12 protein-coding genes and 2 pseudogenes are annotated in these 12,395 nt (G+C 67.9%); 9 read left to right on the top strand and 5 right to left on the bottom strand.

Annotated features, from left to right (window positions below):
- The first annotated feature begins 1 nt into the window (after position 1).
- Both BCY78_RS22645 and BCY78_RS22640 read left to right on the top strand, forming a co-directional pair.
- On the top strand, positions 2-973 hold the full coding sequence (locus BCY78_RS22645; protein ID WP_068306373.1) for a D-2-hydroxyacid dehydrogenase family protein: 972 nt from the start codon (positions 2-4) through the stop codon (positions 971-973).
- Positions 973-1,731, top strand: a complete 759-nt coding sequence (locus BCY78_RS22640; protein WP_068306372.1) for a sulfite exporter TauE/SafE family protein — start codon at positions 973-975, stop codon at positions 1,729-1,731. Before BCY78_RS22645 ends, BCY78_RS22640 begins: the two co-directional genes overlap by 1 nt.
- A 4-nt stretch (positions 1,732-1,735) precedes the next feature.
- Here the strand turns inward: BCY78_RS22640 and BCY78_RS22635 are convergent, their stop codons facing one another.
- Entirely contained in the window at positions 1,736-2,398 is a 663-nt protein-coding gene (locus BCY78_RS22635; protein WP_068306370.1) for a dienelactone hydrolase family protein, read from the bottom strand.
- 111 nt (positions 2,399-2,509) lie between these two features.
- Here BCY78_RS22635 and BCY78_RS22630 point away from each other — a divergent pair, with 111 nt between their 5' ends.
- The 3 genes from BCY78_RS22630 to BCY78_RS22620 are packed head-to-tail and all read left to right on the top strand — an operon-like array spanning position 2,510 to position 6,069.
- Positions 2,510-3,184 (top strand): TetR/AcrR family transcriptional regulator, encoded by a 675-nt coding sequence (locus tag BCY78_RS22630; protein ID WP_068306399.1) that lies wholly within the window; start codon positions 2,510-2,512, stop codon positions 3,182-3,184.
- A gap of 25 nt (positions 3,185-3,209) precedes the next feature.
- Positions 3,210-4,133: a TAXI family TRAP transporter solute-binding subunit gene (locus tag BCY78_RS22625; RefSeq protein ID WP_068306368.1), complete on the top strand. Its 924-nt coding sequence runs from the start codon at positions 3,210-3,212 to the stop codon at positions 4,131-4,133.
- 13 nt (positions 4,134-4,146) lie between these two features.
- Positions 4,147-6,069 (top strand): TRAP transporter fused permease subunit, encoded by a 1,923-nt coding sequence (locus BCY78_RS22620; RefSeq protein ID WP_233499475.1) that lies wholly within the window; start codon positions 4,147-4,149, stop codon positions 6,067-6,069.
- Positions 6,070-6,246: 177 nt separating this feature from the next.
- On the opposite strand, the gene BCY78_RS22615 is transcribed toward BCY78_RS22620, so the two are convergent.
- From BCY78_RS22615 to BCY78_RS22605, 3 genes are all read right to left on the bottom strand, one after another.
- Positions 6,247-6,558, bottom strand: a complete 312-nt coding sequence (locus BCY78_RS22615; protein ID WP_068306366.1) for a phosphoribosyl-ATP diphosphatase — start codon at positions 6,556-6,558, stop codon at positions 6,247-6,249.
- A complete protein-coding gene (gene hisF, locus BCY78_RS22610; RefSeq protein ID WP_068306364.1) occupies positions 6,555-7,316 on the bottom strand; it encodes an imidazole glycerol phosphate synthase subunit HisF in 762 nt (253 codons plus the stop codon). The genes BCY78_RS22615 and hisF overlap by 4 nt, the downstream gene beginning before the upstream one ends.
- 100 nt (positions 7,317-7,416) lie before the next feature.
- Positions 7,417-7,698: a hypothetical protein gene (locus tag BCY78_RS22605; RefSeq protein ID WP_068306361.1), complete on the bottom strand. Its 282-nt coding sequence runs from the start codon at positions 7,696-7,698 to the stop codon at positions 7,417-7,419.
- 143 nt (positions 7,699-7,841) lie between these two features.
- Here BCY78_RS22605 and BCY78_RS22600 point away from each other — a divergent pair, with 143 nt between their 5' ends.
- From BCY78_RS22600 to BCY78_RS22585, 4 genes and pseudogenes are all read left to right on the top strand, one after another.
- Positions 7,842-8,237 (top strand): hypothetical protein, encoded by a 396-nt coding sequence (locus tag BCY78_RS22600; protein ID WP_068306359.1) that lies wholly within the window; start codon positions 7,842-7,844, stop codon positions 8,235-8,237.
- Between the two features lie 133 nt (positions 8,238-8,370).
- Positions 8,371-8,796: a hypothetical protein gene (locus BCY78_RS22595; RefSeq protein ID WP_068306358.1), complete on the top strand. Its 426-nt coding sequence runs from the start codon at positions 8,371-8,373 to the stop codon at positions 8,794-8,796.
- Positions 8,797-8,823: 27 nt separating this feature from the next.
- Positions 8,824-9,846, top strand: coding sequence for a cysteine synthase A (locus BCY78_RS22590; RefSeq protein WP_068306356.1), 1,023 nt, complete (start codon positions 8,824-8,826; stop codon positions 9,844-9,846).
- 27 nt (positions 9,847-9,873) lie between these two features.
- A pseudogene (locus tag BCY78_RS22585) lies at positions 9,874-12,129 on the top strand (DUF3772 domain-containing protein); the annotation flags it as partial.
- 125 nt (positions 12,130-12,254) lie between these two features.
- Here the strand turns inward: BCY78_RS22585 and BCY78_RS26100 are convergent.
- Positions 12,255-12,395 (bottom strand): annotated as a pseudogene (locus tag BCY78_RS26100) (alanyl-tRNA editing protein); the annotation flags it as partial.

Here is a 12,395-nt window from a genome sequence, read left to right as displayed (position 1 = left end):
CATGAAGATCCATATCCTCGACGATTGGCACGACACTTTGCGCCGCCTGCCCTCCTTCGCGCAACTTGCGGGGCACGAGGTCACGGTCTGGACCGACCACCAGCCCGACCCCGCCCTTCTGGCCGAGCGCCTGCAGGATGCCGACGCGCTGGTCCTGTTCCGCGAGCGCACCGCTGTGACCGAGGACCTGCTGTCCCGCCTGCCCGGTCTCAAGCTGATCGCCATGCGCGGCGTGCATCCGCATGTCGATGTCGAGGCCTGCACGCGGCACGGGGTGATGTTCTGCTCGAACAAGGCGGGCGGCACCTCGGTCGCGGCGGCCGAGCTGACCTTCGCCCTGATCCTCGCCTGCGCGCGGGATCTGCTGAACCAGAACGCCAGCCTGAAAGCCGGACATTGGCAGGGTGCACCGGGCCAGACCTTGGCCGGGCGGACGTTGGGCCTGTGGGGTTACGGCAAGATCGGCAAGCTGGTCGCGCGCTATGCCGAGGCCTTCGGGATGCGTGTCGTCTGGTGGGGCTCGGACGCCGGTCGTGTCCGCGCCGAAGCCGAGGGCGCCACGGTCGCCCCCAGCCGCGAGGCCTTCTTCAAAGACAGCGATTTTGTCTCGGTCCATGTCCGGATGGCGCCTGAGACCAAAGGCATGATCACTGCCGGTGACCTGCTGGCGATGAGACCCAGCGCCAGCTTCATCAACACCTCGCGCGCCGGGCTGGTGGTGAAAGGGGCGCTGGAAGCGGCGCTGCAGGCCGGGCGGCCGGGACGGCTGGGTCTCGATGTGTTCGACGTCGAGCCGATCACCGAGGCGAACGACCCGCTGGTCAGCCATTCCTCGGTCATCGCCACCCCGCATATCGGCTTCGTCACCGAGGACGAGCTCGACGGGCAGTTTTCCGACATCTACGCCCTAATCGAGGCCTATGCTGCCGGCAATCCCTTGCACATCATCAACCCGGAAGTCCGAGACGCCTGATGTCTGACCTTCTCGCCGCCCTGCTGCCCCCGGACCTGTCCGGCGCTGTCGTCCTCGCGCTGATGGCCACGTCCTTCGCGTCGAGCTTCATCACAATCTCGTTCGGGATCGGTGGCGGCGGGCTGATGCTGGCGGTGATGGCCTCGCTGCTGCCGCCAGTCGCGTTGGTCCCCGTGCATGGCGTCGTGCAATTCGGCTCGAACGCCGGGCGGGTATCGATGATGGCCGCGCATATCCACTGGCCCGCCGTCGCCCGCTTCGGGGCCGGGATCGTGCTGGGCATCCTGATCGGCGCCAGCGTCGTCATCAACCTGCCGGCCGCCGCGGTGCAGATCGGCGTCGGGCTGTTCCTGATCTGGACGGTACTCGCCAAGCCGCCGGCGTGGATGCGCGACTGGCCGGTGTTCACCGGCACGTTGACCTCGATCCTCAGCATGTTCTTCGGCGCCTCGGGGCCCTTCGTGAACACCTATGTCAAATCGTTGGAGCTGGGCCGTCACGCCCATGTCGCCACCACGGCGGCGCTGCTGTCCGGCCAGCATCTGCTGAAATCCGTGGCCTTCGGCGCGCTGGGGTTCGTCTACTGGCCCTGGGCCGGGATGATCGCCGCGCTGATCCTGTGCGGGCTCGCCGGGACCTGGACCGGCAAGCGGGTGCTGAACCGCATGACGGACACGCGGTTCAAGCAGGCGCTCAATGCTGTGCTGCTGCTGTTGTCGGCCCGGCTCGTGTGGCAAGGCCTCGCCAGCTATTGGTGAGCCCTCAGCCGAGGTGCTGCGCGAGGAAAGCCGCCGTGCGCTCATGCGCCGTGGCCGCCGCCTCGGGCACATGAACCGCGGCGCGGGCGTCGTTGGCGAAGGCGTGGCCGGCCTCGTACATGTGGATCTCGAACAGCGGCATCGCCGCCTGAACCTCGGCCACGACCTCGGGCGGGGTGTGGTCGTCGGTCAGGCCGAAATGGCCCAGCATCGGCTTCTGCAGCGGCTGGTCCAGATAGGCCTTCAGCTTCGTGCCGTAGAACGAGACCGCGCAGGCCACGTCCAGCGTCTGTGCCGCGCGCACCGCGAGACCACCGCCCCAGCAGAAGCCGATCACGCCGACCTTGGCATTGCCACGCGCCTTCAGGGCCGAGACGGCAGCGGCAGTGTCGGCCATGTTCGCCTCGAGGCTGGCGGCCAGCATTAGGTCGCGGCCCACGGGTGCCTCGGTAAAGGGTACGACGGTGTCGCGGCTCTGGCGGTCGAACAGCGCCGGGATCGCTACGTCATAGCCCAGTTCGGCATAGCGCGCGGCCACGCCCTTCAGCTGATCGGTGACGCCGAAGATCTCCTGCAGGATCACCACCCCGCCCTTCGCCTCGCCGGTGGCGGGCTGGATCCAGCATTGGAACTGGTGGCCGTCAGCGGCCGTCAACGTCTCGAACATCGCTCTCTCCCTGATCGTTCCGCCCCCTCGGGGCGCGTGTCGAACATATGTTCGAAGAATCTGGACAGGCGCAAGAAAATCTGGATGACTGATGAAAACGGGGGAGAATGCATGCGTCGGGCCAATGAGGCGACCGAGACGACGGCCGTCATCATCGAGGCAGGGGAGGCCCTGTTCTCGGCCCATGGCGTGCGTGGTGTGTCCCTGCGTGAAATCGCGCGCGAGGCGGGCGTGGCGGTGTCCAGCGTCTCCTATCATTTCGGCGACAAATCCGGCCTCTTGGAGGCGATCTACAACCGCCACACCAAGCCCATGAACGCTCGGAGGATGGAGCTGATGGCCGAGGCGCGGCGGCTTGCCGATCCTTCGTTGCGGCTGAAAGGCATCCTGCGCGCCTATCTGCGCCCGGCCTTCACATTGGCCGCCGATGGCGCGCCCTCGGGCGGTGCGCGCTTCACCCGGCTGCGTGCCGTGGTGGGGGCCGAGGGCGATCCCGTCGCGCGCCGCATCGTCGCCGAGATCTGCGATCCGGTGGCGCAGATCTTCATCGACGCGATGGCGGAATGCCTGCCCGGCGTGCCTCGCACGGATGTAGTCTGGCGGGCGCAATTCCTGCTGGGCTCGATGTATTTCATGCTGACCAGCCCCGGACGGGTCGACCGTCTGTCGCAGGGCGAGGCCAGCGGATCGGATCACGAGGCGACGATGGAGCAGCTCGCCACGACGATCCATGACAGCCTGATGGCCCTTGTCCCCGCACAGCGACCCGCGGTGGCCGAGGCCTGACGAAACCATAAGGGAGGAGAACCTGATGAAACATACGATCCTGACCGCTGCGGCACTGGCTGCGGCCCTTGCGATGCCGGCGGCCGCGCAGCAGCGCGTCTCCATCGGCACCGGCGGCACGGGCGGCCTGTTCTACGTGATCGGCGCCGGCATGGCCGACCTGATCACCGAGCATATGCCCGACACCACCGCCCGCGCCGAAGTCACCGGCGCCTCGATCGAGAATATCCGCCGCACCGCGGCGGGCGAGCTGGAGATGGGCTTCTCGTCGTCCTCGACGCTGTATGAGGCCTCGACCGGCACCGGCGCCTTCGACGGCGACCCGCAGCCCGTGGCCGCGATGGCCTATCTCTATCCGGCCGTGCTGCAGATCGCGACCACGGAAGGCACCGGCATCACCTCGATGGCCGATCTGGCCGGGCACCGCATCTCGATGGGCCCTCCGGGGTCGAACGCCGCCGTTCTGGCCCAGCGCCTGCTGACCGCCTACGGCGTCTTTGACCCGTCGAACGCGCAGTTCCTGTCCTATTCGGAAGGCGTCGACGCGCTGACCAACGGCACCGTCGATGCTGCCGTCGTGCTGGCCGGCGCGCCGGTCGCCGCGCTGATCGACCTCGACGCCCGCGCCGACATGGTGCTGCTGGGGGTGGACGCGGATGCCGTTGCCGCGATGCTGGAGGAATTCCCGTTCTACCAGCTCTATGACATCCCGGCCGGCACCTATCCCGACGTGACCGAGGCGACGACAGTGATCAACGACCCGGCGACGCTCTTCGTGAATTCCGAGGCCGATCCGGCGCTGGTCGGCGGCATGACCGCGGCGATCTTCGACCATCTCGACGAGCTGGCGCAGGTCCATGGCCTTGCCCGCCGCATCACGCATGAGACCGCGGTGAATGTGCCGATCCCGCTGCATGCGGGTGCTCAGGCCTATTTCGACGCTCACTGAACGGGAGAGGGCGGTGCTGACATCCTGGCTTGAGGCGCTTCGTATCGAGGCGCCCGACCGTTCGCGCGCGGAAACCACGGTGATCTCGCTCCTCGTCGCGGCCCTTGCGGTCGCGGCGACGGTGCTGGTGATCTACGGGGCCTATTTCGGGCTCATCACCGCCCTCGTCCTACGCTCCAGCTTCTTCTCGCTGATCGCCGCCGGCGGTCTGCTTGCCGTGGGCCTCTCGGCCCGCTGGCTCTGGCTTCGGGCCTTCTGCTACGCGCTCGCGCCCGTGGTGCTGCTGCCCGGCCTGCATATCTGGACCAGCTACATCGACATCGTCATGCGCGGCGGCATGGCGCAGCCCTATGACATGTGGATCTTCGCCGGCCTCATGGTGGCGCTGGTCGTGCTGATCCTGCGCTCGGTCGGCTGGGCGCTCTTGATCCTCGTCGCGCTGGCCGTGGGCTATGCGATGCTCGGCCATCTGATCCCCGGCGAATACGGCCATCGCGGCTATTCGCTGCGCCGCCTCGCCTCGATGCTGATGCTTTCGACCGAGGGGATCTACGGCCTGCCGATGGGCGTGGCCGTGCAATACATCTTCCTCTTCGCGCTGCTCGGCGGCTTGCTGATGAAGATCGGCACCGGCGAGGTCTTCGTCGACATCGCCCGTGGCCTCACCGGCCGGATGCGCGGAGGCCCGGGCCTGACGGCGGCCCTGTCCTCGACCATGCTCGGCACGATCAACGGCTCGGCGGTCGCGAATGTCGTCACCACAGGCACCTTCACCATCCCATTGATGAAGCGCGCGGGCTATTCCGCGACCCTCGCCGGCGCCATCGAGGCCGCCGCCTCCTCGGCCGGACAGATCCTGCCGCCGGTGATGGGCGCCGCCGCCTTCCTGATGGCCGAGATCATCGGCGTACCCTATGCGACCATCGCCTTGGCCGCGCTGATCCCCGGCCTGCTTTATGTCCTCGCGCTGATGATCGCCGTTTGGCTGGAAGCGGGCCGGCTGGGGCTGGACCGGGACACCGAGGCGGGGTTGGCGCTGCTGAAAGAGACGCTGCTGAAGCGTGGCTATCTGCTGCTTCCGCTCCTGGGCCTGATCGGCTTCCTCGCCATGGGCTACACCCCCACCCGCGCGGCGGTGCTGTGCATGGTCGTGGCGCTGGTGCTGTCGCCGTGGCGCAAGGAGACCCGCGTGGGTCTGGTCGCGCTGGCGCAGGTCTGCCGCGACACGTTGATGGCCACGCTGCCCATCGTCACCGCCGTCGCGGCGGCGGGTGTGGTGATCGGGGTCTTGAACCTCACCGGCCTGGCGCTGATGCTCTCCGGGCTGATCGTCGATCTGGCCGGCTCGAGCATCTTCGGGCTTCTCGCCCTGACCGCGCTGGTCAGCTTCTTCCTCGGCATGGGCCTGCCCACTTCGGCCGCCTATCTGCTGCTGGCGGTGCTGGTCGCCCCGGCGCTGACGCAGATGGGGATGGAGCCGATCGTCGCGCATATGTTCATCTTCTACTACGGCCTTGTCTCCGCCATCACGCCGCCGGTGGCGCTGGCGGCCTATGCGGCGGCCTCCATCTCCGGCGGGGATGCGAACAAGACGGCTTTCGAGTCGGTCCGTCTGGGCTTCGTGAAGCTGCTCGTGCCGTTCCTGTTTGCCACCATGCCGGGGCTGTTGATGGTCGGCACGCCCTTGGACATCGCGCTCTCGGGCGTGCTGGCGGCGATCGGGGTGAGCGGGCTGACGCTGGCCTTCGGCGGCTGGTTCCTCGCGCCCCTGAAGGGGGTGATGCGGGCCCTGACGGCGCTCGGGTCGGTGCTGGTGCTCTGGCCCGCGCCGGTGCTGGACGGCGAGCCGCTGGTGCTGGGCGCGCGGCTGGTTGGGCTGGTGATGCTGGGCGCGATGGTGGTGCGCCAACGCGGCATGAGCGCCACTCTCGCCTAACCAAAGTGACCTAAGCGCGGAACAAGGCCGAAGGCCGCCGCGCATCGCCGTCGCGCTCCCATGCGGCGGCGATTTGGTTGGGCTAGGAGCCTAGGATCAGTCTAAGGCGGGTTTGGCGGGCATAAAGCGCCCCGCTCAACCCTTGGATCGCCCCCGCGCGCGCCGTCGATGCGCGGCTTACTTCCGGGCGGCTTTCTCGGCGATGCCCGAGACGCCCTCGCGGCGTTCCAACTCGGCCTCGATATCCGCCAGCGACACGTCCCGCGCCGCGCACATCACCAGCATATGGAACAGCACATCCGCCGCTTCCGAGGCCAGACGCGCCTTGTCGCCCTTCACCGCCTCGATGATCGCCTCGATGGATTCCTCGCCGAATTTCTCGGCGCATTTCTCCGGCCCCTTGGCCAGCAGCTTGGCGGTCCAGCTGGTCTCGGGGTCCGCGCCCTTGCGGGATTCGATGGTGGCGGCGAGCCGGGCAATGGCGCTCATGACAGCCTCACAGGAATGCCGGCGGCGGCCATATGGGCCTTGGCCTCACCGATGGTATAGGTGCCGAAATGGAAGATCGAGGCGGCCAGCACCGCGGACGCCTTGCCCTCGGTCACGCCCTCGACGAGGTGATCCAAAGTCCCCACCCCGCCCGAGGCGATGACCGGCACGTCGACGGCCTCGGCGATGGCGCGGGTCAGGGGCAGGTTGAAGCCCGCCTTGGTGCCGTCACGGTCCATCGAGGTCAGCAGGATCTCGCCCGCCCCTTTCGCCGCCACGGTGCGCGCGAATTCCACCGCGTCGATGCCCGTGGGCTTGCGCCCGCCATGGGTGAAGATCTCCCAACGACCGGGCTCGACCGTCTTCGCGTCGATGGCGCAGACGATGCACTGGCTGCCGAAACGGTCGGCGGCCTCGGCGATCACATCCGGGTTCGCCACGGCGGCCGAGTTGAAGGACACCTTGTCCGCCCCCGCCAGCAGCAGCGCCCGCACGTCGTGATGCGTGCGCACCCCGCCACCCACGGTCAGCGGCATGAAGCATTGCTCGGCCGTGCGGGTCACGAGGTCGAACATCGTGCCGCGGTTCTCATGCGTCGCATGGATGTCGAGGAAGCACAGCTCGTCCGCGCCCGCCGCGTCATAGGCCTTGGCGGCCTCCACGGGGTCGCCCGCGTCGATCAGGTTGACGAAGTTGACGCCCTTGACCACGCGGCCATCGGCCACGTCGAGACAGGGGATGATGCGGGTCTTCAGCATGGCCGCGCCTTCGATTGGGGGCTGTTGCCCTTCCCTAGCGCCCAAGGGGCCGGGGGAAAAGGCCCGATCGCGCGGCATTGGCCCCTCAGTCGCAAGACCGTCAATCACGACTACGCCGGATCAACGCGGCCAAAGCCAGCCCGATGCCCAGCAGCATGCCGCCCAAGGCCACCGGCGCCGTGAGGAAGAAGAACCAGCCGCCCACGAACAGGAACGCCAGCACCGGCCCCCAATCCAGCCCGAGAATCACACAGGGCTGCACGCCGCCCTCGTTCAGGGCGCAGCCCGCCACCTCGGCGATGCCGCTGGACAGCACCACGCCCAGCACCGGCAACAGGCCAAGGGCGATCATCAGCAGGGCAAGGATCCACAGGCGGGGCATCACGGCATTCCGGTGTCTCGGGACGTGAGACGCAGTCTGCCTGCCGGGGCCGCGCAGGGAAAACCACGCTTGCGCGAGCGAGCGCGTCAGGCCGGTGCGGACACGCGATTTACAGCCACGAGAGCGCGCTTTAGAACGGGGGCATGCGTCATATTGCCCTCGCCCCCGCCCTGCTCTCTCTGGCCCTCGCGGCCTGCGTCTCGAACACCCCGCCGGAAGCGCCGGAACCGACGGCCGAGGATCGGATCGTCGCGGAATGCGCCCTTCTGGACCGCGCCGCGGCGATGATGGCCGCCGCGGGCCAGCCGCCGCATGCCGGCCTGTCCGAGGGCTGCCCCGGCATCGCCGAAACGGATGCCCGTCCGGTCGAGGCCCAGATGGAATCGCTGCGTCTGGCCAATACGGCCCGCCTGCCCGTGGGCCTCGTGCCCGGCACCCGCGGCGAAGAGGTCTACCGGCGGATGCTGACCCGCGGCGTGCCGATCTCGCTGGCCGAGCACCTGATCACCAGCCCGCAATTCGCCGCCGCCTCGAACTGAGCAGCACCTTGAGCGACGCCACCGGCGGGCCCTCCCCCTCGGAACGGGAAGCGCGACAAAGCTTCCCGCCCCGGGGACTGGACACCGCCCCCCCGGCGCGCCACTTTGTTGCCGTACCAGCAAGGCAGAGATCATGGCCCAACCCACCGCACCCGCTCCTTCGCATTTGCCGCTCGTAGCGGCCATTCTGCTGATCTGGCATGCCCTTCTGGGCGCCGATTACGTGATCCAGCGCTTTTCGCTGGGCGAGGAAGGCTGGCCCGCGCTGATGCCGCTGATGCCGCTCGACGCGGTGTGGCTGCAGGTCGTCTGGGCGATGGGCGTCTGGCTAGGCTTCGTGGCGGCCGTGTTCCTTGCGCTGAAGGACGACGCCTCGGTGCTTCTGTTCTTCTCTGCGGCGGCCTCGATGGTCGCCCTCTCGGTGGGCGTGGTTCTGTCCGCGCCGCCTGTTCTGCTGCTTCCCGCTCCGCTGTGGCTGATCCTGGGCCTTCTGGTCCTGCTGCCGCTGGGGGGCTGGCTCTATGCACGCACGCTCAACCGTGCGGGCGTGCTGCACTGACTTCCTGTTCCTGAAAGGACCGCTCCGATGATCCGCCGCAATCTCGCCGAGGCGATCGGCAACACCCCCCTCATCCGCCTGCGTAAGGCGTCCGAGGAAACCGGCTGCGAGATCCTCGGCAAGGCCGAGTTCCTCAACCCCGGCCAGTCGGTGAAGGACCGTGCCGCGCTGTTCATCATCCGCGACGCCATCGCCAAGGGGCAGCTGAAGCCCGGCGGCACCATCGTCGAGGGCACGGCGGGCAACACCGGCATCGGCCTCGCGCTGGTCGGCTCGTCCATGGGCTTCCGCACCGTGATCGTGATCCCGGAAACCCAAAGTCAGGAAAAGAAGGACATGCTCCGCCTCGCTGGCGCCGAGCTGGTCGAGGTCCCGGCGGTTCCCTACAAGAACCCGAACAACTACGTGAAATACTCGGGCCGTCTGGCCGAGGAACTGGCCCGCACCGAACCCAACGGCGCGATCTGGGCCAACCAGTTCGACAACGTCGCGAACCGTCAGGCGCATATCGACACGACCGGCCCCGAGATCTGGTCGCAGACCGGCGGCAAGATCGACGGCTTCACCTGCGCCGTCGGCTCGGGCGGGACGCTGGCCGGCATCGGCATGGCGCTGCAGCCGAAGGGCGTGAAGGTCGCGCTGGCCGATCCCGAGGGCGCAGGCCTGCTGAAGCTTTACACCGGTCAGGAAAACCCCGGCAATTCGATCACCGAGGGGATCGGCCAAGGCCGCATCACCGCGAACCTCGAAGGGTTCACCCCCGACATGGCGTGGCGGATTTCCGATGCCGAGGCCGTGCAGGTGGTGTTTGATCTGCTGGAGACCGAGGGGCTGTGCCTCGGCGGCTCGTCCGGTGTGAACGTCGCGGGCGCAATCCGCATGGCCAAGGAGATGGGTCCGGGCCATACCATCGTGACGGTGCTGTGCGATTATGGCACGCGCTACCAGTCGAAACTTTTCAACCCTGCCTTCCTCAAGGACAAGGGGCTGCCGGTGCCGGAATGGCTTGACCGGGCCGCACGCCCCCTGCCCCAGATGTTCGAGGGCTGACCAACCGCCCCCAAGGGGCCGAGGGACATGATGCAGAAACGCCTTTCCCGCGCTACGCTGGCGCGCTTTCTTGCCGTGACCCTCGGCCTTCTGGTTCTCGTCGGGACCAGCCTGCCCCCCGCGCCGGTGATGGCGCAAAGCATCCAGACCGCCAGTGGCGAGATCGATTATCAGTCGTGGGAACGGCTGGCCGCGCGGGTCGAAGTCGCGCTGGAGAACCAGTTCACCACCGAGGAAACGCTGACCCGCCTGCGCGCGCAGGTGGTCGACGCGCGCAGTCAGTTCGTCGCCACGCAGGCTGCGGTCGAGGAACGCCTGACCGTGCTGCGCGACCAGATCGCCGCGCTTGGCCCCGCGCCCGCCGAGGGCGAGACCGAGGCCGATGACGTCGCCGCCCGCCGGGCCGAGCTGAACACCACGCTCAACGACCGCGCCGCGCCCCTGCGTGCCGCCGAGGACGGCCTCGCCCGGGCCGAGGCGATCATCCGCCAGATCGACCGCGAGCTGCGTGCCCGTCAGGCCAACGCCCTGCTGACGCTGGGGCCGACGCCCCTGAACCCGACCACTTGGGTGCACGGGCTGGAGGCCTTCACCGTCTCGGGCGAGAGCATCGTCGACGAGGCCCGGCGCGCCTGGAACGACCCCGCGCATTACGAGGAGATGATCTCGGACCTGCCGCTGACGCTGGGCACGCTGGTGGTCGCCTTCCTGCTGCTGCTCCGGGGCCGGCACTTCATGGAGAGGCTGACGCTGCGGCTGTTGCAGAACACCTCCATCCTGCGCGGGCGCGTGGTTGCGGCGTTCTTCCTCTCGCTCTCGCAGCTGATCGTGCCATTCCTCGGCCTCGTGCTGCTGTCCACGGCGATCCGGCTGACCCGGATGACCGGCCCGCTGATCGACGGCATCACCGTGGCGCTGATCCCCGCCGGCATGGCCTTCTTCACCGCCCGCTGGCTGTCACTGCACATCTTCCCCATCGTCGAGGACCCGCGCCTGTCGCTGAACCTCTCGGCACAGGACCGGCGCCGCGCGCGCGGCCTGTCACTGATCTTCGGCCTGCTGGCCGCGGTCGAGGGTCTCTATACCCATGTTTTCCTGCGCGAGACGCTGACCCAATCGGCGCTGGCTGCATTGACCTACCCGCTGGTCATCCTCTGCGCGCTGACGATGATCCGTTTCGCCCGCATCTTGCGCCGGCATGAACCGCGCAAGGTCGATCAGGACGGCGAGCTGGTTGACGCCTCGCCCTATTTCGACCGCATGCTGCGGTTGGGCTGCCGGGTGCTGGTGTTCTTCGGCCTGCTCTCGCCGCTGCTGGGGGCCGTGGGCTATATCGCCGCCGCCGCCATGCTGACCTATCCGCCGGTGAAGACGCTGGCGGTGTTCGGCATGGTCATGGTCCTGCATCGTCTGATCATCGCCATCTACGTCACCGTCGTCGGCGACGAGGAACGCGCGGCGCAGGGCCTTGTCCCCGCGCTCGCCGGCTTGCTGTTGTCCCTTATGGCGCTGGTGCCGCTAGCCCTGATCTGGGGCGCGCGCGAGACCGACCTGCTGGAGCTCTGGACCCGCTTCGCCGAGGGCGTCACCTTCGGTGGCACGCGCATCTCGCCGGCCAGCCTGCTGTGGTTCCTGATCGTCTTCGTGATCGGCTACCTCGTGACCCGCGGCTTCCAAGGCGCGCTGGGAACCTCGATCCTGCCCAAGACGGCCATGGAGAAAGGTGCGCAGAAGGCCATCATCTCGGGCGTCGGCTACCTCGGGATCACCATCGCCGCGCTGATCGCCTTCTCGGTCGCGGGGATCAACCTCTCAGGCCTTGCGATCGTCGCCGGTGCGCTCTCGGTCGGGGTCGGTTTCGGCCTGCAGACCATCGTGCAGAACTTCGTCTCGGGCATCATCCTGCTGATTGAGCGTCCGGTGTCCGAGGGCGACTGGATCGAAGTGAACGGCAATCAGGGCATCGTGCAGCGGATCTCGGTCCGCTCGACGGTGATCGAGACCTTCGACAAGTCCAAGGTCATCGTGCCCAACGCCGACCTGATCGCCAGCGCGGTGACCAACTTCACCAAATCCTCGCGCACCGGGCGCTTGGTGATGCAGATCGGCGTCGGCTATGGCTCGGACACCCGCAAGGTAGAGGCGATCCTCAAGGAGCTGATCGAGAACGAGCCGGTGGTGGTGCTGGACCCCGAACCCGCCGTCGATTTCCTCGGCTTCGGGGCGGATGCGCTGAACTTCCAGATCCGGGCGATCCTGCGCGATGTCTCGACCAAGCTGCCCCTGCAGACCGAACTGAACCACAAGATCGCCGCCCGCTTCGCCGAGGAAGGAATCGAGATCCCCTACGCACAGCGCGATATCTGGCTGCGCAACCCCGAGACCTTGGGCGCCTATATGCAACCCCGCCCGCCGGCCCCGACCGAGACGGGCAGGGGGATGACCACCGACAGAAGGTGCAGCGCGGTATGGACCCGCATGTGGCGATACCGGCGTTCCCAATCCAGTTCCATCGTCACCTCGGCGCCTTCGGGCGGGGTGGGGGCGCC

This window comes from Pararhodobacter sp. CCB-MM2 (genome assembly GCF_001691415.1).
Taxonomy (GTDB): Bacteria; Pseudomonadota; Alphaproteobacteria; order Rhodobacterales; family Rhodobacteraceae; genus Pararhodobacter.
This window is presented reverse-complemented; position numbering and strand designations above follow the sequence as displayed.